This is a genomic window from Rugamonas aquatica (genome assembly GCF_009380215.1).
GTDB lineage: Bacteria > Pseudomonadota > Gammaproteobacteria > Burkholderiales > Burkholderiaceae_D > Rugamonas > Rugamonas aquatica_B.
In genome coordinates this window covers 483,634-506,213 of record NZ_WHUG01000005.1, presented here as the reverse complement: position 1 = coordinate 506,213, position 22,580 = coordinate 483,634, and the positions used below count along the sequence as shown (strand labels likewise).

Here is a 22,580-nt window from a genome sequence, read left to right as displayed (position 1 = left end):
TGCCGCCGCCCATGCCGCTGCGGACGCCGCCGCCAAAGCCGCCGCCGATGCTGCCGCCAAGGCCGCTGCGGACGCCGCTGCCAAAGCCGCCGCCGATGCCGCCGCCAAGGCCGCTGCCGATGCGGCCGCCAAGGCAGCAGCCGACGCCGCCGCAGCAGCGGGCAACCAGGCCGCCACGCCGGTGAACCAGGCGCTCAATAGCACGGTCAACATCATCAACACCATCACCCAGGCCACCACGGGCAAGACGTCGCCGGTCGTCGCCACGACGCCGGATACGGTGCTCGCGTCCAATACGTCCGGTGGTGGTGGCGGCAACAGCAAACCGGATGACAAGGTGCCGGATGAGAAGGACAAGGGCGCCAGCAAGGTGGAACAAACCGCTAGCAAACTTGAACCGACCAAAAAGATGTACTGCAACTGAAACCGCATCGAACGCAAGGGGCCCGTCGCCGGGACGGGCCCGTTTGTGAGCTGAAATGCTACACAATGCTCCTGCCCTATCAAATTCAACGTTTCAAATAGGCATTGCTTATAGCGGCTATGCTAGCATCGGAAGAGCGTTTGCAAACTGTGTCATCGTGGACGACAAACTTTCCAAGTTAGCAAAATACACGCGATAAAACTAAGAGCCTACCCATGAGAAAAAGCTTAACGCGCCTCCTAGCAGGTTCCCTTCTTGCCGCCGCCGTGGCCTCTGCCTGGGCCGCCCAGCCGGCCGACGATGGCGCCCCCATCCGTTTCGAGATTTCCCGTTTCGAGGTCAAGGGCAACACCTTGTTGCAGCAGGCCGAGATCGATGCGCTGCTGACCAAGTTCACCGGCAAGGAGCGCGACTTCGGCGACGTGCAGCGCGCGCTGGAAGCGCTGGAAGAGGTCTACCACCAGCGCGGCTACAACGTGGTGACGATCGAACTGCCGGAACAGGAACTCAACCGTGGCGTGGTCGTGCTGCGCGTGGTGGAAACGCGCATCGGCCGCATCAGCGTGCGCAACAACCTGTACTTCGACGAGAACAATATCCGCCGCAGCCTGCCGGCCTTGCAGGAAGGCCGCACGCCGGACCTGAAGGCGGTCTCGGCCAACCTGAAGCAGGGCAACGAGAGTCCCGCCAAGGAAGTCACGCTCAAGCTGCAAAGCGGCGACAAGGACGAGGAAGTCGACGCCGTGCTCGACGTGAAAGACCAGCGCATCTGGAAGGGCATGGTCAACATCGACAACACCGGCACCCAGCAGACCGGCAAGACCCACCTCGGCTTCATCCTGCAGAACGCCAACCTGTTCAACCTCGACCATCTGGCCTCGCTGCAGTACACCACGTCGGCCGAGGAACCGGGCCGCGTCAAGGTGTACGGCGCCGGCTACCACATCCCCTTGTACGCGCTGGGCGATTCGCTGGACTTCTTCGCCAGCTATTCGAACGTCGACTCCGGCACCGTGTCGGCCGGCGCCGTCAACCTGGCCGTCAGCGGCAAGGGCGCGGTGTACGGTGCGCGCTACAACCAGAGCCTGGCCAAGCGCGGCGAGCTGGAATCCAAACTCAGCTACGGCATCGACTACAAGGCCTTCAAGAACAATGTGCAGGTGCTGGACCAGGGACCGGGCCAGCAGTTGGGCAATGACGTTACCGTGCATCCGCTCAGCATCAGCTACCAGGGCACGCTGCCGATCAAGCAGGGAGAAGTGAGCGGGCAGGTGACGCTGCTGCGCAATATCTCCGGCGGCACCAAGGGCGACCAGACCGCCTTCACGCTGGCGCGCGACGGCGCCAAGGCCGACTACACCATTCTGCGCCTGGCCGGCAGCGTAACGCGCGCCATGGCCAACGACTGGCAGCTGCGCGCCATCGCCAACGGCCAGTACAGCAGCGATGCGCTGATCCCCGGCGAACAGTTCGGCGCCGGCGGCGCGACCTCGGTGCGCGGTTTCGTCGAGCGTGAAATCTCCAACGATTCCGGCCTCGGCGTCAACCTGGAAGCCTACACGCCCAATGTGTGCACCCACGTGGGCTGGAACTGCCGCTTCCTGGCCTTCTACGACACCGCCTACGTCAAACGCAACCATGCGCTGGCGGGCGAGTTGACCAGTACCTCCATCGCCAGCGTGGGCTTGGGTGCGCGCTTCGTGCTGTCCACCTACGTCAACCTGCAACTCGATTACGGCCATGTGGTGCGTGCCGGCGCCACTGGCCATGACAACGCCAACCGCCTGCACCTGCGACTGGGCCTGGCCTACTGACGCGGCACTGAAAACACTGGAAATCAAAATGCTACAGCCAAAAAACTCTACCGTACTCAAGACCCTGTTTCAGGGCTTGCTGTTGCTGGCGCTGTGCGGCATGGCCGGCGCAAGCTGGGCCGCGCAGGTGGCGGGCACCATCGTCCAGCTGAGCGGGCCGCTGCTGGCCAAGAAGGCGGATGGCGTGGTGCGTATTTTGTCGATGCGTTCCGAGGTCGAGAGCGGCGATACGCTGGTGACGGAGAAAAACACCTACGCCATGGTCAAGTTCATCGACAACAGCGAGATCACGCTCAAGCCGGGCACCACGTTCAAGGTGGAGAACTTCAGCTACGACGCCGGCAAGCCGGATGCGGACAGCGCGTCCTTCAACCTGGTCAAGGGTGGCCTGCGTTCGGTGACGGGTTTGCTGGGCAAGCGCAACAAGGAAAAATTCGCCATGAAGACGCCGAGCGCCACCATCGGCATACGCGGCACCACCTTCATCGCCGACATCGTCGAGCCGAGCGCGGAGGCGGTTGCCTCGCGCATGGCCTACAACCTGGCCAGCACCGCCGCGCTGGACCCGGCGGCCGCGCCGGTGCAGCCGCTGATGCTGGCGCAGTTGACTCTTCCGTCGCCGACCGCCGCCCGCGCGCCCGGCCTGTATGTGCAGGTGCTCGACGGCTTGATCCATGTGACCAACCCTTCCGGCACGGCCAACTTCAGCGCCGGCCAGTTCGGCTTTACGCCGAGCTTCAGGACGCCGCCTATCATCCTGCCGGCGAATCCCGGCATTCCGTTCACGCCGCCGCCGGCGTTCAGCCAGAGCACCGGGCCGTCGTCCAGCACCGGCCCAGGCAAATCGAATACCGTCGATTGCGAAGTGCGCTGAAAAGGACTTGACCTTCCCATCGTGGGATACTTGATGCTGTCGTCATCGAGTCGTCCATTGGGTTTGCCATGTCCACTTCCGCTATTCCTGTAACACTGTCGATCAAAATCGAGGGCATGACCTGCGCTTCCTGCGTGGGCCGTGTCGAGCGCGTGCTGGCGGCCGTGCCGGGCGTGGACAAGGTCAGCGTCAATCTGGCGACCGAATCGGCGCGGGTGGAGTCTACCGCGCCGCTCGATGTCGCGCTGCTGGTGCAGGCGGTCGACAAGGCCGGGTATCAGGCCACGCCGGAACAGCCTTTGTCCGCCCCGGACCCGGCTCCCGCTCACGGCGTGGTGCCGCATCTGCTGGGGGCGCCGGCTGGCGGCCGCGCGGTGCTGCTGGCCGCAGTGCTGTCACTTCCCTTGCTGCTGCCCATGCTGCTGGAATTCGCCGGCGTGCACTGGATGCTGGACGGCCGCGTGCAGATGCTGCTGGCGACGCCGGTGCAGTTCTGGCTGGGCGCGCGCTTCTATCGCGCCGGCTGGCTGGCCGTGCGTGCCCGCAGCGGCAATATGGACCTGCTGGTGGCTTTGGGCACCAGCGCCGCGTATGGCCTGAGCGTCTATCAGCTGCTGGCATCGACGGCCGCCATGCCGCATCTGTACTTTGAAGCGTCGGCAGTGGTGATTACCTTGATCTTGCTGGGCAAATGGCTGGAGGCGCGCGCCAAGCGTCAGACCACGTCCGCGATCCGCGCCCTGCAGGTGCTGCGGCCGGAATCGGCGCGGGTGCGGCGCGGTACGCAGGATGTCGATGTGCCGATCGCCGAGGTGCTGCCGGGCGATCTGGTAGTGGTGCGGCCGGGCGAGCGTGTCGCGGTCGACGGCGAAGTGGTGGAGGGCGCCAGCCATGTCGACGAAGCGCTCATCACCGGCGAGAGCCTGCCGGTGGCGCGCCATGCGGGCGACCGCGTGACTGGAGGCGCCATCAATGGCGAAGGCCTGCTGCTGGTGCGGGTGACGGCGGTGGGCGCGGAGAGCACGCTGGCGCGCATCATCCGCCTGGTCGAGGATGCGCAGGCGGCCAAGGCGCCGGTGCAGCATCTGGTGGACCGTGTGAGCGCCGTGTTCGTGCCGGTGGTGCTGGTGCTGGCGGTGCTGACGCTGGCCGGCTGGTGGCTGGCGACCGGCGACGCGGAGCGGGCCATCATCAATGCGGTGGCGGTGATGGTGATCGCCTGCCCATGTGCGCTGGGACTGGCGACGCCCGCCGCCATCATGGCCGGCACCGGCGTGGCGGCGCGTTACGGAATACTTATCAAGGATGCGGAAGCGCTGGAACTGGCGCATCGCATCACCACCGTGGCCTTCGACAAGACCGGCACGCTCACCGAAGGCAAGCCGTCGCTGGTGGCGTTTGAGCCGGCTGAATCGGCCGGCATCGATAAGGCGCGGCTGCTGCAACTGGCCGCCGCCATCCAGCGCGGCAGCGAACACGCACTGGCCCGCGCCGTTACCGATGCCGCCGCCAGCGCGAACGCCGCGGCCGGCGACGGCGCCATCGCCGCCGCGCCGAGCGTCACCGGCGTCGCCGCGTTGCCCGGCCGCGGCGTCGCGGCCACCGTCGATGGCGCGCGCCTGATCCTGGGCAGCACGCGGCTGATGCAAGAAGAGGGCGTCGCACTGGATGCCCTGCGTGCCCGCGCCGCAGAACTGGAACAACAAGGCCTGACCATTTCCTGGCTGGCCGCCGTTTCAAACGCACCGCAGCCAACCCAGTTACTGGGGCTGCTAGCCTTCGGAGACCGCATCAAACCCCAAGCCCGCGCCGCCCTGCAAGCGCTGCACGACATGCATATCCAAACCATCCTGCTCACCGGCGACAACCAGGGCAGCGCCGACGCCGTCGGCAAAGAACTGGGCGTAGGCCGCATCGTCGCCAACATGCTGCCCGCCGACAAAGCCGCCACCGTCGCCGCGCTGAAGAGCAAAGAAAGCTGCATCGCCATGGTCGGCGACGGCATCAACGACGCCCCCGCGCTGGCCGCCGCCGATGTCGGCATCGCCATGTCCAGCGGCACCGACGTCGCCATGCACGCCGCCGGCATCACCCTGATGCGCGGCGACCCGGCACTGGTGGCAGCCGCCATCTCGATCTCGCGCCGCAGCTACAGCAAAATACGCCAGAACCTGTTCTGGGCCTTCATCTACAACCTGGTCGGCATCCCGCTGGCCGCCTTCGGCCTGCTCAACCCCATGGTCGCAGGCGCCGCGATGGCGCTCAGCTCCGTCAGCGTCATCAGCAACGCACTGCTGCTGCGCCGCTGGAAGCCGGACCACCTGAAAGGACAAGCATGAACATCGGACAAGCGGCAACAGCCAGCGGCGTCTCCGCCAAGATGATCCGCTACTACGAAAGCATCGCCCTGATCCCGGCGGGCAAACGCAGCGAAGCCGGTTACCGCATCTACGGCGACAACGATCTGCACACGCTGCGCTTCGTCAAGCGCGCCCGCGCACTGGGCTTCTCGCTCGACCAGATCCGCGATTTGCTCTCGCTGTGGCAGAACAAGGAACGCGCCAGCGCCGACGTCAAGACCATCGCGCTGGGCCACGTGGCGGAGCTGAACCAGCGTATCGCCCAGCTGACCGAAATGCGCGACACCCTGCAAACTCTGGCCGGCTGCTGCCACGGCGATCATCGCCCCGACTGCCCGATTCTCCAAACTCTTGCCGGTTAAAGTATAATCGCCCGGTTTTGGTGCCCGCGCGTCTGTCCAGATGCGCAGTTAAACGGGAAACATGAAGCTGGCCACGCCAGCCCACATGTGCTGCCCCCGCAACGGTAAACAAGCGTCGTCGTTGACGACAAATCCGCCTCTTCAGACCACTGTGCCCGCGCATGGGAAGGTCAGGCGGTGTCGCTTGCCAGCCCGGATACCGGCCAAGACAGGTGGAAATGCCCAGGCATTTCTGTTCAATCCGCTCACGGGGAGGTGAGCGGCTTGCATCTGTTTTGATCTACACCTATGCATCGATTTTTCGCGCCACGGCCTTGCCGACTGGCGGCCGTGCTTTGCGCACGCGCCGTCCGCGTGCGCGCACGCCCTGAGTTTCTCCCCCTGCCTATTGGACCATCCCATGTTTAACCTGCCCACCGACGCGGCCGTGCACTCCATCGAGACACTGCTGTACTCCATCTCCACCGTCCTGTATCTGCCTGTGCTGCTAGGGATTGCAGCGCTGGTGCTGCATATGCTGGTGTGCTTCGGCACCTTCGGCGCCGAATGGCTGGAGCGCCGCCGCGGCGTGCGCGTGCTGGTCGCCACCGCCAAACAAGAAATGGCCGCCGTGCTGACCGCGCAGGAAGGCGAGCCGGGACTGGACGCCCGCCTCGAACGCCTGGTGCAGCGCGCCGACGCTAACGGCGTGCGCCGCCTGGACGGCGTGCGCTTCGTGGTACGCGTCGGCCCGGCGCTGGGTTTGATGGGCACCCTGATCCCGATGGGCATCTCGCTGGCCGGCCTCGCGCAGGGCAATCTGCCGAAGATGGCCGAGTCGATGACCACCGCCTTCACCGCCACCGTGGTCGGCCTGGCGTGCAGCGTCAGCGCGTATGTACTGAGCCTGGTGCGCGAGCACTGGCTGCGCACCGACCTGACCGAGATCGCCTACGTGGCCGAATCCCACCTGGCGGCGCAGGACCACAAGCCGCACCTGGTGCGCGCGGGAGCCTGAGATGCGCTATATGAACCGCCACCGCTTCAGCCGCATCGGCGAGCATAACGAAGACCCGCTGTCCGGCGTCGCCAACCTGTTCGACGCCAGCATCGTCTTCATCGTCGCCATGATGCTGGCGCTGTTCTCGGCCTGGAACATGATGGACCTGCTGGATCCGAACTCCGAAGTCACCATCGCCAAGAAAAGCGCCGACGGCCACGTCGAGGTGCTGACCAAGAAGGGCTCTGAAATCAAGGTCAGCAAAGTCAGCGACAAGCCGCTGTCGGGCTCCGGCAAGCGCCTGGGCACTGCGTATCAGCTGCCGGATGGGAAGGTCGTCTATGTACCGGAATAACAAGCTGTGGGCGCTGCTGCTGTTGCTGGCGTCCCTGTGCATCGGCGGTTATGTGCACTCCGCGCAGGCGCCGCGCACGCTGGCGCTGATGCTGGGCGATGTGGAGTCGCGCCCGGCCGTGCTGGCGGTGCGCGGCCTGCAGGCCGAGTTGAAAGAGCTGAATGTCGCCGTGCGCATCATCCCCGCTAACGGCATGACGCCGGCCGACCGCGCGGCGCTGACCAGCGCCGACGTGGCTGTCGTCAACGCCAAGGGCCGCCAGGCCATGGTGGGCCTGAGCGCTGAACTGCTGGCGCTGCAAAAGGCGCGCCGTCCGGTGTTCGCGGTCGGCGGCGCCATCGACGACAGCCTGCGCGAGCAGGGCGTGCGCGATGACGCGGCCATCCAGTCCTACCACCGCGAAGGCGGCGTGGAGAACGTGGGCAATCTGCTGCGCTACATCCTGCGCAACCACTTCGGCGCCAAGCTGTCCGTGGCGCCGGTGCATGCGATGCCGGAAGTGGGCCTGTACGACGTGGCGGCCAACCGCACATCGAGCAGCTACGAGCAGTACCTGCAAGGCTACGCCAGCTACAAGGCCGGCGCGCCGTGGATCGCCGTGCCGTTCTACCGCGCCAGCCTGGTGGCGGGACAAACGCTGCCGCTGGCGGCCATCGTCGCGCGGCTGGAGGCCAGCGGCTACAACGTGCTGCCGGTGTTCGGCTATCCGTACGACGTGCCGCTGCGCTTCCTGCTCGATGAAAACGGCAAGAGCCGTGTGGAGCTGATCGTCGCGCTGGGCATGAAGGTGGGCGGCACCGCCAACACCGGCGCGCTGCTGGACAAGATCGGCGTCCCGGCCATCAACGCCATCACGCTGAGCCAGCAGTCGCTGGCGCAATGGCAGGAATCGAAGATCGGCCTCGATATCATCGAACGTACCTGGCAACTGGCCGGCGCCGAAGTGGCGGGCCTGATCCAGCCGACCGTGGTCGCCAGCCGCGAACGCATCAGCGATGCGCAGACCGGCCTGGCCTACGTCGAGGAGACGCCGATCCCCGAGCGCATCGAGCGCCTCAACGAACGCGTCGCCAGCTGGATGGCCTTGCGCCAGAAGGCCAACGGCGACAAGCGCATCGCCATGATCTACTTTAACTATCCGCACGGTTCCGAAACCATCGGCGCGGCCTACCTGAACGTGCTGCCGGAGAGCCTGTGGCAGATCGTCCAGCGCCTGAAGCAGGAGGGCTATCAGACCGGCGCCGCGCTGCCGCCGTCGCAGGACGAGCTGCAAGGCGAGATCCAGCAGTGGGGCAATTACCCCGGCAAGTCCAAGGGCGACTACATGGCGGGCCTGAAGCATCTGGCCGAAAGCGGCCAGGCGCTGCTGGTGCCGCTGGCCGACTACCAGAAATGGTTCGCCACGCTGGCGCAGCCGCTGCGCGCATCGATAGAAAAATCCTGGGGCAAGCCTGAGAACGCGCCTGTCCTGTGGCGCAACGCCAAGGGCGAGCCGTTCTTCGTCTATCCGGCGCGCCGCTTCGGCAATGTGCTGATGGCGCCGCAGCCCGGCCGCGCATGGGAGCAGAACCTGGAGAAGCTGCACAACGAAGTGAGCATGCCGCCGTCGCATGAATACATCGCGTTCTATCTGTGGCTGCAAAAGGGGTTCCAGGCCAACGCCGTCATGCACATCGGCACCCACGGCACGCAGGAATGGCTGACCGGTAAAGAGGCCGGCTTGTCCGACAGCGATCCGACCGAAGCGCTGATCGGCGCCATGCCCAACATCTATCCGTATGTGATGGACGATGTGGGCGAGGGCATACAGGCCAAGCGGCGCGGCATGGCCGTCATCATCGACCACATGACGCCACCGTTCGACGTGGCGGGCCTCAATCCCGACCTGCGCGAGCTGGGCGCGCTGCTGAACGACTATCGCGTGGCCGAACAAAAAAGCCCGCTGCTGGCGCGCAGCCACCTGACGGCGATCAACCGCCTGGCGGCCAAGAGCGGCGTGTTGAAGGACATGAAAAAGACCGAGCTCAAAACCGAAGCCGATATGGAAGGCCTGGAGGAATACCTGGACGACACCGGCAGCAAGCTGACGCCGTTCGGCCTGCACACCTTCGGCGTGGCGCCGAAGCCGGAGCTGCGTAACGCCACCGCGCGCGCTGTGGTCAGTCTCGACACCACGTCGACGGCGGAGCAGAAAACCAAACGCATCGCGCAGCTGGAGGGCGATATCGAACGCAGCGCCGGGCTGGAACTGGAGCGCCTGATGCAGGCGCTGTCGGGCCGCTACATCCCGACCGGCGCCAGCGCCGACCTGGTACGCAATCCGGACGCGCTGCCGACCGGCCGCAACTTCTTCGGCCTCGATCCCTCGCGCATCCCGAGCAAGACCACCTACGAAGCCGGCTACAAACTGGCGCAGCAGCTGGCGGAAGACTACCGCAAGCGCCACGGCGCCTGGCCGGACAAGTTGAGCATGAACCTGTGGGGCGTCGAAACCTCGCGCCACGAAGGCATTATGGAAGCGCAGGCGATGGCGCTGATGGGCGTGCGTCCGACGTGGGACGAGCGTGGCCGCGTGACCGGCGTCGAAGCGCTGACCCGCAAGCAGCTGGGCCGTCCGCGCGTGGACGTGACGCTGATTTCGTCCGGCCTGTTCCGCGACCTGTTCGGCAATCTGCTGACGTTGATGGACCAGGCGGTGCAGCTGGCGCAGAAGCAGGACGATAACGGTCCCGGCGAAGGCGGCAACGTGATGCAGGCGCACAGCCAGAAAACCGTGGCCGCCTTGCAGGCCAGGGGCATCTCCGCCGAGGAGGCGCAGCGCATGGCGTCGGTGCGTATCTTCGGTCTGCCGAGCGGCGCCTATGGCACGCAGATCGAGAAGCTGATCCCGCTGACCAACGCCTGGCAGAACGAGAAGGAAGTGGCGGACGTGTTCATCAACCGCATGAGCCATCCGTTCGGCGCCGGCTACTGGGGCGACGACAAGGCCGATCCGGGCCAGCGCCGCGAGCTGTTCAAGCAGGCCATCAGCGGCAGCAAGATCGCGCTGCACAGCCGTTCCAGCAATCTGTTCGCGACGCTGGACAACGACGACTTCTTCCAGTACCTGGGCGGTACCGCGATGGCGATCCGCAGCGTGGACGGCAAGACGCCGGAGGTGATGGTCAGCGACCTGTCCAACCCGCGCAAGCCTGGCCACAAGACGCTGGAGCAGTACATGGGCCAGGAAATGCAGGCCCGCTACCTGAACCCGCGCTGGGCCGACAGCATGCTGAAGGAAGGTTATTCGGGAGCGCGCTACATCAACCGCGTGGTCGACTATCTGTGGGCCTGGCAGGTCACGGTGCCGGAAGTGGTGGACGGCGGCAAATGGCAGCGCATGTACGACACCTATGTCGAAGACCGCCACGGCCTGAAGGTGCGCGAGCGCTTCGCCAACAGCGGCAACCTGCGCGCCTTCCAGGCCATCACCGACCGCATGCTGAGCGCGATCGAACGTGGCTACTGGAAGCCGAGCGACGCGGTGCGTGAAAAACTGACGCAGCAGAACGCGCAGGCGATCAAGGATGGCGGCGTGTCGTGCAGCGCCGATTCGTGCAGCAAGGCGACGATGAAGATCGCGCCGCAGTTCAGCGGCCAGTTCGTGCCCAACGTCGGCACCAACCCGGCGATCGCACGCGGTGCTGCTGCGGCGCAGCTGCAAGCCTTGCAGGCCAAGGCGCAAGAGACACCTTCGCCTTCGCCCGCGCCGGCCCCCGCGAAAGACAAACCGGCCGAACCTGCGGCCAAGACCAAGCCCCCGGCCGATGCCGCCGACGCCAAGATCAGTGGCTTTGAAATGGAAACCCTGGCCAAGCTGACGCCGGTGCAAAAGACCATCGGCACGCTGGCCTTGCTGGCGCTGGCTGCCGGCCTGATAGGCGCCGGTTACATCGGACGCCGGAATAAATTACGTAAACTGAAGGAGTATCTATGATTGTTTCATCGATTGTCGCGCTGGCGGCTGTAGTGCCGCTGGTCGCAAGTGAAAGCACTGTGGTGGAAGCTGTGGAAGTCCGCGGCCACTACGACAATGGCGTGGGCACCTCCGGCGCCGCCAGCCAGGGTTCCGTGACGGCGGCGCTGATCGCCAACCGTCCGGCGCTGCGTCCCGGCGAGCTGCTGGAGTTCGTGCCAGGCGTGATCGTCACGCAGCACAGCGGCGACGGCAAGGCCAACCAGTACTTCCTGCGCGGCTTCAACCTCGATCACGGCACCGACTTCGCCACCTTCGTCGACGGCATGCCGGTCAATATGCGCACCCACGCGCACGGCCAGGGTTACACCGATCTGAATTTCCTGCTGCCGGAACTGGTCGACCGCATCAACTACAAGAAAGGCCCGTACTACGCGGACGAAGGCGACTTCGCGTCGGCCGGCGCGGCGCATATGGGCCTGGCCAACAAGCTGAAGGAAAACACAGCCAGCGTCACCGTCGGCGAGCACCAGTACTACCGCGCCAACCTGACCGGTTCCACCCCGCTGGGCGAGGGCAACCTGGTCTACGGCGCGGAGCTGGGCCACAACAACGGCCCGTGGACCAACCGCGAAGCCTTCCACAAAAGCCTGGGCGTGCTGCGCTACAGCCAGGGCGGCAGCGACAACCAGTTCAGCATCACCGGCATGGCCTACAAGGGCGGCTGGTATGCCAGCAACCAGATTCCGCTGCGCGCGGTGCAGAGCGGCGAGATCGATCCCTACGGCGCGATCGATGCCACCGACGGCGGCATCACGTCGCGTTACAGCCTGTCGGCCACGCTGCGCAAGCGCAGCAGCGATACGCTGTTGCAGGCCAACGCCTATGTGGTGCAATCGAGCCTGGACCTGTACAACGACTTCACCTACTTCCTCGACGATCCGGTCAACGGCGACCAGTCGCGCCAGACCGAGAAGCGCCGCATGACGGGCTTCGATGTGGCGCATACGTGGTTCAGCAAATGGGGCGGGCTGGATGTGAACAACAAGGTCGGCGTGCAGGGACGTTATGACTACCTGTCGCCGCTGGCGCTGTACAGCACCGTCAAGCGCCAGATCACCGGCACCATTACGGAGTCCAAGGTCAAGGAAGCCAGCGCCGGCGTCTACTTCGAGAACACGGTGCAGTGGCGCGAGTGGCTGCGCACCACGGCGGGCCTGCGCTACGACCGCTATCGTTTTGATGTCAGCAGCAATATCGCCGAGAACACGGGCAAGGTCAGCGACGGCGTGACCTCGCCGAAAATCTCGATGGTGCTGGGTCCATGGGCGAAGACGGAATTCTTCCTCAACTACGGCGAAGGCTTCCACAGCAACGACGCGCGCGGCACCACGGTGCACCTGACGCCGAAGGAGCGCGAGCCTATCGATCCGGTCACGCCGCTGGTCAAGACGCGCGGCGCGGAACTGGGGATGCGTACCGAGTTCGTGCCCGGCCTGCAAAGCTCGATCGCCTTGTGGAAGCTGCGCTCCGCGTCCGAGCTGGTGTTCTCCGGCGACGCCGGCGATACGGCCGCAAGCCGCGGCAGCTACCGTTCGGGCATCGAGTGGAACAACCACTACATCGCCGCGCCATGGCTGTTGTTCGACCTGGACCTGGCGTATTCGCGCGCCCACTACACCGAGCATGACGAGGCGGGCGACTACATTCCCGGCGCGGTCGGCAAGGTGGCTTCGTTCGGTGCGACCATTGCGGATATCGGCCCGTGGTCCGGCGCGTTCCAGATGCGCTACTTCGGCCCGCGTCCGCTGATCGAGGATAACAGCCAGCGTTCGGCGACGACGGCGATTGCGTATGCGCGCATCGGCTACAAGATCGACCGCCGATGGACCGTGTCGCTGGATGCATTCAATCTGTTCGACCGCAAGGCCAGCGATGTGGACTACTACTATCCATCGCGCTTGCCGGGCGAGCCGGCAGAAGGCGTCAACGACATCCACTACCATCCGGTGGAGCCGCGCACCTTCCGTCTGACGCTGAAGGCTACGTTCTAGAGAACATCCAGATCGTCAGCACCGCGCCGACGATCACGACGAAGCCGCGCATGACTTTTTCCGGCAAGCGGTGGATCAGCCATCCGCCGCACAAGCCGCCGGCGATGCCGCCCACGCACAGCGCCAGTGCTGCGGGCCAGCTGATCAAGCTGGAGGTGGCGAAGATCAGCGTGGCGGCGGCGTTCATCGCCATCGCCAGCACGTTCTTGGTGGCGGCGGCGGTGCGCACCTGCTGGCCGGCGATGGTCAGCGCGGCCAGCATCAGGAAGCCGATGCCGCCGCCGAAGTAGCCGCCGTAGATGGCGATGCAGCTTTGCACCAGCACCAGCGTCCAGCGCGGCATGCTGCCCGCTGCGTGCAGCGGCTTCTTGCGGAAGCTGCCCCACGCGAACACGCTGGTGGCGAACAGCACCAGCCAGGGCACCAGCCGCGCGAAGAACGACGGCGGCGTATTCAGGAGCAGGATGGCGCCGAAGATGCCGCCGATGGCGCTGATGATGAGCATCTGCTTGAACGTCAGCGGCCCGACGTCGCCCGTCAGCTTGCGGCCGGCGTAGGCGGAAGTAGTCTGGCTGGGGAACAGCGCGATGGTCGATGTCATGTTGGCGGCCAGCGGATTCAGGCCGGCCAGCAGCAGCGCCGGGAAGGTGATGAAGGAGCCGCCTCCGGCCAGTGCATTCTGCACGCCGGCCAGGAAACCGGCAGCGGCGACCATCAGGACGATGTGGATTTCAAGCGGCGGGACTGGCGGCATGGGGGCTCGTAAGTGGTCGGGAGTGATCGGGGCAGCGGTCGATTATAACCGCGTGCCGATTATCGTTCCGGGCGCTGCGTGAAGCTTGTCAATGCTACTATCTTGGCATGACGACACCATACCAACTTTACTATTGGGACGGCCTGCAGGGCCGCGGCGAATTCGTGCGGCTGGCGCTGGAGGAAGCGGCGGCGCCGTATGTGGACGTGGCGCGACAGAAGAAGGGCATGCCGGAGCTGCTGGCCAGCCTGGATGGCGACAAGGTCGATCATCCATCGTTCGCGCCGCCGGTGTTGCGCGCGGGCGAACTGCTGATCGGGCAGACGGCCAACATCCTGATGTACCTCGGCGCGAAGCACGGCCTGGCGCCGCGCGCGGAGGCGGGGCGGCTGTGGGCCAACCAGCTGCAGCTGACCATCGCCGACATCGTCAACGAGGTGCACGACACGCACCATCCGATTTCCACCAACCTGTATTACGAAGACCAGAAGAAGGAAGCGAAGGCGCGCGCCAGGGATTTCCGCGAGCAGCGCATACCGAAGTTCCTCGATTACTTCGAGGGCGTGGTGGCGCGCAATCCGGGGCGGGGCGGCTATGCGGTGGGCTCGCGGCTGACGTATGTGGACCTGTCGCTGTTCCAGCTGGTCGAAGGCCTGCGCTATGCGTTTCCGAAGACGATGGCGCGGCTGGAGCCATCGTATCCGTCGCTGGTCGCCTTGCGCGACAAGGTGGCGCTGCGGCCCAACATCGCCGCCTACGCCCGGTCGAAGCGGCGGATACCGTTCAATGAAGACGGTATCTTCCGCTGCTATCCGGAACTGGACAAATAATCAGGCCGCGCTGGTGACGGGATAGCCCGCATCGGCGATGGCCGATTTCAACGGCGCCAGCGCGCTGGCGCTGGCGATCCTGACGGTCTTGCTGGCCAGGTCGATTTCGACCTGCGCCGCCGCGTCGACCGCCTGCACCGCCTTGGTGACGGCGCCTACGCAATGGCCGCAGCTCATGTTTTCCACTTGCAGCTGATACATCGTGTACTCCCTAAACAGTTTCGATGTACGTACTGTAGCCCTTCCAGTGGTGGGAAGGTCAAGTGCTGCTTCGCTGCGGCTTTGGCTCAGGGCGTTTTGCGGCGGCGTAGCGCCACGCCGAGCAGACCCAGGCCGGCCGTCAGCATGGCGTAGTTCTCCGGCTCCGGCACGAGGAGCGCGTAGGTATAGGTGACGCTGCCATAGGCATCGAACATGGGCTGGACCAGCGAGCGCGTGTTGCCGGAGGTGCCGATGACGCTGCTATTGGACGTGCCGACCAGGGATGCGTGCAGATTCCCCACACCCGAGAACAAGGCCAGCGTGGGCAGGTCGACATAGCTCATGGTGCTGCTGAACGGCGCTCCCGAGAAGGTGAACACGCCCCCCGAGGTGCCGGCGAAATTGCTCACGCCGTCGAACTTGGCCTCCGAGAAGACATGGCTGCCGCTCGAAGTCAGCGTTTGCGTCAGCGTCGGTACGGTCATGGTCAGCAGGCTGCCCGCCGTGCCGGTGATGGTGGAGACCGAGTTCCTGCTCAGGTTTTCCACGCTGATGGTGGTGTTGAAGTCGCTGAACAGCGTGATCTTTACAGATTGCAGCGTACCCAGGCTGAGGTTGAACTTGGTGAAGTCCAGGCCGGCCGTGTTGCCCTTGGCGTTGGCAATGACGTTGGAGTTGACGGTGTAGCTCTGGGTCGGGACGTTGGCGTATGCGTTGCATCCCGCAATAGCAGTACCGGCCAGCAGCAGTTTGGTGAGATTTTTCATGGCATTCCCCGCGTGATATCCGTTGACGTTGGCCGTGGATCAGGCTTGCTTGGCGCGCGCTTGCTGGCGCTTGGCGAGCATGCCGATCAAGCCCATGCCCAGCAACAGCATGCCGTAGGTTTCCGGCTCGGGCACTGCGGGAGTGTAGGCGTAGGTCACGGTGCCGTAGCCGTCGGCCGTGGTGGCGAACTGCACGTCGATGCCATCGCCGAATACCGTGGAATTGGCCTGTGCGGTGATCAGCGTATTGATGCTGCCAGGGCCGCTGAACAGGGCCAGGTCGGCCGGGCCGCTGTAGGTGGCGGAGTTGTGGGCCAGGAAGCCGTTGCTGGTGCCGCCGGTGCCGCCGCCGCCCGGCACGGTGACGACCGTGTTGAACAGCGTAGCGCTGATGAGCACCAGGTTGCTGCTGTCGGGACGATCCAGGAATATGCTGACGTCCAGCGTCACGGGCACATCGGCCGGGTCGTCGTTGTAGTTGGTCAGCAAGACGCCGCCGGCCAGGTTGGAATACAGGTCGAATTTGACCGAGGTGAGGGTGCCCAGGGCAGGGTTGAATTTCTGGAAGTTCAGGAAGTCGGACCAGTCGGTATCCTGGCTGACGATGACGTTGCTGGAGTTCGATACGGTCAGCGTGACGGCCGACGCAGCACCGGCCATCAGGCAGGAAGCCGTCAGTAGCAGTGCCGTAATCTTGTTGAGCTTCATAGAAATCTCCTACCGGTTCAAGGGGGTTAGTTGATTATTTGTAACGCAAATTGACTTAAGCACATCGTCTTCCGAATGAATCCAGATTAGCATTCGGTGAGAAATTTGCATTACTTTTTTGAATTTATCAGTGCATTTTTGCAATTGAAATGACGCTGGAGAAATGTTCCGTCGCGTTGCGTCCACACCCCCAATTTCCTGTTGTGAATACCACAATTTCTGGACCGCCAGCGGGGCTGGTGATAGTATGAAATCGCAGTCAGGCCGGCCCTCCGGCTCACTTTCTGTGGGTGCTGAATACATGAATCCTCATCCTGCCGCGCGCGATCTGACGCAACTCAGCATCGACGAGTTGGTCGAAGCAATTCAATGCATGCCCGTGGGCGTAACGATTATCGACAGCAGCCTGACGATGCGGTTCTGGAACGATGCGTTCAGCCGGCTGCTCGATTTTCCGGATGAAGTCATGCGTCCCGGCGTGGCGCTGGAGGATCTGTTTTACTTCAATGCGCGGCGCGGGGATTTCGGCCCCGGCAACGCCGACGAGCAGGTCCGCGAGCGCATACGCCTCACCCTGATGTTCGAACCCCACCACTTTGTCCGCACCCGTCCCAATGGAACCATCCTCGACATCACCGGCCGCGTGATCCACGGCAGGGGAGGCGAGGTGATCGGCTTCGTCACCATCTACCAGGACGTGACGGTGGAGCGGCAGCACGAGCAGCGCCTGCTGGCGACCAACAAGGAGCTGCAGGTCGCCTACGACGATTTGCGGCAGGCGCAGATCGGCTATGCGGCGATGGAGGAAGACCGGCGCCACTACTACCAGCTGGCGGTGCGCGATCCGCTGACGGGCCTGTTCAGCCGCTACTACATGGAAGACGCCGCCGCGCGCCTGATTGAAATGCATGAGCGGAACGCGTCGACGCAGCTTGCGCTGCTGGTCTTCGATATCGACCGCTTCAAGGGCATCAACGATGCGTACGGCCACCTCAGCGGCGATATCGTGTTGCGCCGTATCGGCGAGCTGCTGAGCCTGCAGTCGCGCCGCACCGATGTCGCGGTCAGGTTCGGCGGCGATGAATTCGCGGTGTTCCAGTCGGGCGTGGGCGAGAACGAATGCCTGGCGTTTGCCGAACGATTTCGCATGGTTGTGGGCGCGGCGCAATTCGATGGCGACATGGCGGGGATCAAGCTGTCGATCAGCCTGGGCGTGGCCGAGCACCGGATAGGCGAATCGATGAACGATCTGTTGTGCCGGGCCGACGCGGCGCTGTACGAGGCCAAGCGCGCCGGCCGGAATTGTGCGCGCAAGGCGGTGTAGCGGGAGACGGCTTAATCGTCGGGCGGGTCGTCCAGCTTGGCCAGGTCCAGGCTGACCAGCGCCCAGATGCCGCCGGCGTAGTCCGGCTCGCGGGACAGGTATTCCACTTCGGAGGGTTTGATTTCGAAAGCCTTGCCTTGTTCGACCAGTTGGCCGACGTGGCCGTAGATGGCCTTGGTGGCGTTGCTCATGGCCTTGTCCACGGTTTCGCCGGTGGTAACGCAGCCGGGAATGTCCGGCACGGTGACACCATACTTGGTATTGCCTTTTTTTCGGATCAGGATAGGGATGTCCATGGTCTTACCTCGGCGATAGGTCCGAAAGGCTGGCGAAATCAATGACTTGGAATGTCTAGTGTCATACAGGTTGATGCGGGTTTCAAGCAATTTCGTGGCTGACTACGCCGATATTGTGCACCGCATTAACGATTGACATTACAAATTGCTTGCGATACCATTTAATTAATTCTTAATTGCATCTTAAATTGCAAAAGAGAAACATTCGGCCGGTCCCCAATCCACGCACCAGCCCGCGTTCAGATATTCCACCAAATCACTTTCCACGGGATCAGCATGAAAACCATTAAATTCGCAGCAGTCGCACTCGCCCTGGCCGCCATCGGCAGCTCCAACGCAGCCGTTATCACCTTCCAGACCGGCAGCTCCGGCGACGGCCCATTGGCCACCGCGGCAGACTACCGCAGTGTAGTGGACGCGGCCGTCGTGGGCGGTCACTCGACCCTGCTGGGCAGCTACGACAATGTATCGAACAACTCGATATTCGGCGCCGGCACGACGAACATCGCCTTCAAGTCCACCATCGATTTCGGCCTGAGCGCCGCCGGCACCTACTCGTTCCGCGCCGGTGTCGACTTCGGCCGCGGCGGCGCCGTGTTCCTGGACGGCAGCGCTGTTGCCTTGAACACCAACGACATGTGGTGGAACTACAATTACAACACCGCCAACGGCTCCTTCCTCATCAACAACCAGGCCCTGTCGGCCGGCAACCACACGCTGACCATCTATGGCCTGGAAGGCTGCTGCGACGGTGGCCAGCAGGTGCAGTACGCCGCTGCCGGCAATGCGTTCCAGAGCTTCAGCGTCAACACCCTGGCCCCGGTGCCTGAACCGGAAACCTATGCCATGCTGCTGGGCGGCCTGGCGCTGGTCGGCGGCTACGCCCGTCGCCGCAACAACAAAGCCTGATAGAAAAAAGAAGCCCCGCCGGCATTGCTGCGGGCGGGGCTAACAGGTACGGGCTTATTCTACTACATCACAGAACGTCACTCGCGTGGTCTGCCAGGCGCGAGCGTTCGCCGCGCGCCAGCGTCACGTGACCGCTGTGCGACCATCCCTTGAAGCGATCCACCACATACGTCAGGCCGCTTGACCCTTCGGTCAGGTAAGGCGTGTCGATCTGCGCGATATTGCCCAGGCACAGAATCTTGGTGCCGGGACCGGCGCGCGTCACCAGCGTCTTGACCTGCTTGGGCGTCAAGTTCTGCGCTTCGTCGATGATCAGGAACTTGTTGACGAAGGTGCGGCCGCGCATGAAGTTGAGCGACTTGATCTTGATGCGCGAACGGATCAGGTCCTGCGTTGCCGCGCGACCCCACTCGCCGCCGTCGGAATCGGACTTGTTGAGCACTTCGAGGTTGTCGTCGAAGGCGCCCATCCATGGCGACATCTTCTCTTCCTCGGTGCCCGGCAGGAAACCGATGTCTTCACCGACCGGCACCGTCACGCGGGTGACGATGATTTCGTTGTAGAGCTTGGTCTCCAGCACTTGCGCCAGGCCTGCGGCCAGCGCCAGCAGGGTCTTGCCGGTACCGGCCTGGCCCAGCAGGGTGACGAAGTCGCATTCCGGATTCATCAGCAAGTTCAAGGCGAAGTTCTGCTCGCGGTTGCGGGCGGTCACACCCCACACATTGTTCTTGTTGTGGCTGAAGTCGCGCAGCGTCTGCAGCACGGCGGTCTTGCCGTTGATCTGCTTGACCTGGCCGTAGAATGGCGTTTCGCCATTCTTCGGTTCCAGGAAGATGAACTGGTTGACCAGCAGCGAAGGCACAAACGGGCCGGTGACGCGGTAGAACGTCGCGCTCTGGCCGTTCTTGTTTTCCTGCCAGCTCTCCAGATCCTTGCCGTGCTTGGTCCAGAAATCGTCCGGCAGCTGGACGATGCCCGAGTACAGCAGGTCGGTGTCTTCCAGCACGTGGTCGTTGAAGTAATCCTCGGCCGGCAGGCCCAGCGCGCGCGCCTTGATGCGCATGTTGATGTCCTTGGACACCAGCACCACAGGGCGGCCTTCCTGTTCCGCTTCCAGCGAGCGGACCACGGACAGGATCTGGTTGTCGGCTTTGCCGACCGGCAGGCCGACCGGCAGGTCGGCCGTTTGCAGGCGCGTCTGGAAGTACAGGCGGCCCTTGGCGTCCTTGTTGCCCAGCTTGGACAGCGGGATGCCATTCTCGATGGCGTCGTCGTCGGTGTTGGACACCAGCGCATCCAAAGTGCGCGACACCTGGCGGGCGTTGCGCGCCACTTCGGTCATGCCCTTCTTGTGGTTGTCCAGCTCTTCCAGCGTCATCATCGGCAGGTAGACGTCGTGCTCCTCGAAGCGGAACAGCGACGATGGATCGTGCATCAGCACGTTGGTATCCAGCACGAACAGCTTGGTGGTGCCGGTCTGGTCGGCGTGGCGGCTGGTCGAGGACTTGATCGCCACTTCATGCGGCTTGTGCTTGGCCGGATGCGGGGCCTCGGCGGTGATCGGCGTAACCTTGCCGCGTGAGGCCGGCACCGGCTTGGCCTTGGCGGCCGGTTTGGCAGGGGCGGCGGCTGGCGCGATGCCGGCTGCGGCGTTCTTCAATACGGCAGGGGCGGCCTTCAGTACGGCCGCCACGGCTTTGGACTTGCTGCTGGTTTTCGGTGCTTCGACTTTGGTTTTTGCTACAGGCACTGCTTTGACAGGCGCCGCTTTCTTCGGCGCGGGCGCGACTTCAGCCACCGCTGCGATGGCGGGGACTGGGCGCGGCCCTGTCGCTTTTGGATAATCTTTCGCCAGAAGTAAAGTCGCTGGCTTACTAGGTAATTTTGGCAGTGGCATCAGGATCTCATTTGAAGAATATCTGGAGGAATCCGCCCATAGGCGCAGCACGCTTCCCGGTCAAGGAAACGTTGGGACCGGATGGGGTGGATGCTGGGTAAAACAGGGTTTAAAGACTGCCGACGGGCGCTCATCATGCCCGGAGAAAGTACCGCGTGGTGGCCGGCTGGCCACCATGTAGGGTGGTGGTGTGAATTACAGTGATGACTCAAAATAGCTGAATAGGCTTGGTTCGGTTGGGCAACTCCGGAAGCTGCAACGCGCATCCTGAAACTAAGCCTGACGCGCTACAAATTCCAGCACTTCATCGACGTGACCCGCTACCTTCACGCCTCTCCATTCTTTCACCAATTGACCGGTAGCGTCAATCACAAACGTACTGCGTTCGATGCCGCGTACAGTCTTACCGTACATTTGCTTCATCTTCATGACGCCGAACTGCAGGCAGACGGCCTCGTCAGGGTCGGAAATCAGCTCGAAGGGCAGGCCCAGCTTGGTCTTGAAGCTTTCGTGCGAGCGCAGCGAGTCGCGGCTGATGCCATAGACTTCGGCGCCGGCAGCCTGGAATTGCTCGTGCAGGTCGCGGAACGCCATGTTTTCGGTGGTGCAGCCCGGGGTGTTGTCCTTGGGGTAGAAGAACAGCACGGTATGGCGGGCGGGACGGCCCGACAGCTGGAAGGTCTGGCCGCTGGTCATGGCGGCGGAAAAATCGGGTACGACGGATGGGCTATCAGCCACAGGCACTCTCCTGAACGATACGCATTAAGAACGGGCGGCGCCCTGTACGATCAGCTGTCCCGAACGACCGGGCAGCTCGCCCCAGGTGATCGGACAAACCGGCATGGTCTGATGCCGGACCTTCTGATGGTAATCGGCCATCGACGCCAATGTGTAACCCTGCGCCTTCCAGCCAGCCAATAACTGCTCGAATATGGGGGCGAGTTTTTGCCCTTCAAGTTCGGAATGCAAAGTATAAACGTGGTCGCGCGTGGCGCCGGCGGTCAGCTTCAGCAGGAAGGCGGCGATGTTGCCGGTGCCGATGGTGACGCCGTCGATTTCGCGGCCCAGCAGCTCGTCCAGCGTCGGCAGCGTGGTCGGCAGCTGGATGTGGGACAGCACCTTGTCGCCATCGGATAAACGGTGAGGGCCGTCGGCCGGATTGGCCAGCGTGCCGTTGTCGTTCAACACGCAGCGGCCGTCGGACGCGTAGGCATAGCCGGCGGCGTCATGCTCGGCGAAGGCGGCGTTGTTCATCTGCCAGCCGGCGGCGCCGTGGGTGCGCGGCGCCGTGCCGAACACTTGCGAAAAGCGGGCGGCGGCCTTGCGCATCATGCTGGTGGACCAGGCGCCGTCGCGCTTGGCGACATTGTCCTGCCACAGCACGTGGTCCCAGGTATGGATGCCGCATTCGAAGCCGGCGTCGCGCACGGAGCGCATCTCGCCGGCGCAATCCTTGCCGATGTCCGGACCCGGCAGCAGGGTGCCGTACATCAGCGTCTTGAGGCCGTAATGCTCGACCACGGACGTGCGCGAGACTTTGCTGAAGAACCCCGGACGCAGCGCGCGGCGCAGCGCCCAGCCGGTGTGATCCGGCCCCAGCGAAAACAGGAAAGTCGCCTGGGCCTGGTGGGCCTTCAGCATCTGCACCAGGTTCATGGTGCCTTCACGGGTGCCGCGGTAGGTGTCGACATCAATCTTCAACACCATCAGCGGCGCT

At 64.0% G+C, this 22,580-nt stretch carries 20 protein-coding genes and 1 riboswitch; of the genes, 12 read left to right on the top strand and 8 right to left on the bottom strand.

All coding sequences use genetic code 11. The features are described from left to right. The 9 genes from GEV02_RS32920 to GEV02_RS16170 all read left to right on the top strand — a co-directional run. Positions 1-424, top strand: a 424-nt coding sequence (locus GEV02_RS32920; RefSeq protein ID WP_217433138.1) for a hypothetical protein, incomplete at its 5' end; no start/stop codon positions are given. A 215-nt stretch (positions 425-639) separates the two neighbouring features. Next, positions 640-2,238 (top strand): ShlB/FhaC/HecB family hemolysin secretion/activation protein, encoded by a 1,599-nt coding sequence (locus tag GEV02_RS16205; protein WP_152838952.1) that lies wholly within the window; start codon positions 640-642, stop codon positions 2,236-2,238. 28 nt (positions 2,239-2,266) lie between these two features. Further along, the gene (locus tag GEV02_RS16200) at positions 2,267-3,112 is read left to right on the top strand and encodes a FecR family protein (RefSeq protein WP_152838951.1); all 846 of its coding nucleotides are present in this window, start codon (positions 2,267-2,269) and stop codon (positions 3,110-3,112) included. 68 nt (positions 3,113-3,180) lie between these two features. After that, on the top strand, positions 3,181-5,451 hold the full coding sequence (locus tag GEV02_RS16195; protein ID WP_152838950.1) for a heavy metal translocating P-type ATPase: 2,271 nt from the start codon (positions 3,181-3,183) through the stop codon (positions 5,449-5,451). Next, positions 5,448-5,834: a Cu(I)-responsive transcriptional regulator gene (cueR, locus tag GEV02_RS16190; RefSeq protein WP_152838949.1), complete on the top strand. Its 387-nt coding sequence runs from the start codon at positions 5,448-5,450 to the stop codon at positions 5,832-5,834. Before GEV02_RS16195 ends, cueR begins: the two co-directional genes overlap by 4 nt. A 1-nt stretch (position 5,835) precedes the next feature. After that, positions 5,836-6,056: riboswitch (cobalamin riboswitch) on the top strand. 178 nt (positions 6,057-6,234) lie between these two features. Beyond that, positions 6,235-6,831: a MotA/TolQ/ExbB proton channel family protein gene (locus GEV02_RS16185; protein WP_152838948.1), complete on the top strand. Its 597-nt coding sequence runs from the start codon at positions 6,235-6,237 to the stop codon at positions 6,829-6,831. A gap of 1 nt (position 6,832) precedes the next feature. Beyond that, positions 6,833-7,168 carry a DUF2149 domain-containing protein gene (locus tag GEV02_RS16180; protein WP_008450906.1) on the top strand — a complete coding sequence of 112 codons (336 nt, stop codon included), beginning with the start codon at positions 6,833-6,835 and terminating at the stop codon, positions 7,166-7,168. Next, on the top strand, positions 7,155-11,144 hold the full coding sequence (locus tag GEV02_RS16175) for a cobaltochelatase subunit CobN (RefSeq protein WP_152838947.1): 3,990 nt from the start codon (positions 7,155-7,157) through the stop codon (positions 11,142-11,144). The genes GEV02_RS16180 and GEV02_RS16175 overlap by 14 nt, the downstream gene beginning before the upstream one ends. Beyond that, a complete protein-coding gene (locus GEV02_RS16170) occupies positions 11,141-13,177 on the top strand; it encodes a TonB-dependent receptor (RefSeq protein ID WP_152838946.1) in 2,037 nt (678 codons plus the stop codon). Before GEV02_RS16175 ends, GEV02_RS16170 begins: the two co-directional genes overlap by 4 nt. Here the strand turns inward: GEV02_RS16170 and GEV02_RS16165 are convergent. Then, positions 13,167-13,931 (bottom strand): sulfite exporter TauE/SafE family protein, encoded by a 765-nt coding sequence (locus GEV02_RS16165; protein WP_152838945.1) that lies wholly within the window; start codon positions 13,929-13,931, stop codon positions 13,167-13,169. The genes GEV02_RS16170 and GEV02_RS16165 overlap by 11 nt on opposite strands. 107 nt (positions 13,932-14,038) lie before the next feature. Here GEV02_RS16165 and GEV02_RS16160 point away from each other — a divergent pair, with 107 nt between their 5' ends. Then, positions 14,039-14,761: a glutathione S-transferase gene (locus tag GEV02_RS16160; protein WP_152838944.1), complete on the top strand. Its 723-nt coding sequence runs from the start codon at positions 14,039-14,041 to the stop codon at positions 14,759-14,761. Here the strand turns inward: GEV02_RS16160 and GEV02_RS16155 are convergent, their stop codons facing one another. From GEV02_RS16155 to GEV02_RS16145, 3 genes are all read right to left on the bottom strand, one after another. Further along, on the bottom strand, positions 14,762-14,962 hold the full coding sequence (locus GEV02_RS16155) for a heavy-metal-associated domain-containing protein (protein WP_152802679.1): 201 nt from the start codon (positions 14,960-14,962) through the stop codon (positions 14,762-14,764). Positions 14,963-15,048: 86 nt separating this feature from the next. After that, complete coding sequence (locus GEV02_RS33285; protein ID WP_152838943.1) at positions 15,049-15,729, bottom strand: choice-of-anchor E domain-containing protein; 681 nt, start codon at positions 15,727-15,729, stop codon at positions 15,049-15,051. 39 nt (positions 15,730-15,768) lie between these two features. After that, entirely contained in the window at positions 15,769-16,437 is a 669-nt protein-coding gene (locus GEV02_RS16145) for a choice-of-anchor E domain-containing protein (RefSeq protein ID WP_152838942.1), read from the bottom strand. A gap of 301 nt (positions 16,438-16,738) precedes the next feature. Between GEV02_RS16145 and GEV02_RS16140 the strand changes: the two genes are divergently transcribed. Beyond that, positions 16,739-17,761, top strand: coding sequence for a sensor domain-containing diguanylate cyclase (locus GEV02_RS16140; RefSeq protein WP_235922793.1), 1,023 nt, complete (start codon positions 16,739-16,741; stop codon positions 17,759-17,761). 11 nt (positions 17,762-17,772) lie between these two features. On the opposite strand, the gene GEV02_RS16135 is transcribed toward GEV02_RS16140, so the two are convergent. Beyond that, positions 17,773-18,057, bottom strand: a complete 285-nt coding sequence (locus GEV02_RS16135; protein ID WP_152838941.1) for a type II toxin-antitoxin system HicB family antitoxin — start codon at positions 18,055-18,057, stop codon at positions 17,773-17,775. Between the two features lie 276 nt (positions 18,058-18,333). Between GEV02_RS16135 and GEV02_RS16130 the strand changes: the two genes are divergently transcribed. Continuing rightward, the gene (locus GEV02_RS16130) at positions 18,334-18,966 is read left to right on the top strand and encodes a CCXG family PEP-CTERM protein (protein ID WP_152838940.1); all 633 of its coding nucleotides are present in this window, start codon (positions 18,334-18,336) and stop codon (positions 18,964-18,966) included. 67 nt (positions 18,967-19,033) lie between these two features. On the opposite strand, the gene GEV02_RS16125 is transcribed toward GEV02_RS16130, so the two are convergent. The 3 genes from GEV02_RS16125 to GEV02_RS16115 form a co-directional block, all read right to left on the bottom strand. Beyond that, a complete protein-coding gene (locus tag GEV02_RS16125; RefSeq protein ID WP_152838939.1) occupies positions 19,034-20,863 on the bottom strand; it encodes a PhoH family protein in 1,830 nt (609 codons plus the stop codon). Positions 20,864-21,136: 273 nt separating this feature from the next. Further along, entirely contained in the window at positions 21,137-21,601 is a 465-nt protein-coding gene (locus GEV02_RS16120; RefSeq protein WP_008450886.1) for a peroxiredoxin, read from the bottom strand. Between the two features lie 24 nt (positions 21,602-21,625). Continuing rightward, the gene (locus GEV02_RS16115) at positions 21,626-22,570 is read right to left on the bottom strand and encodes a polysaccharide deacetylase family protein (protein WP_152838983.1); all 945 of its coding nucleotides are present in this window, start codon (positions 22,568-22,570) and stop codon (positions 21,626-21,628) included. Positions 22,571-22,580 lie beyond the last annotated feature (10 nt).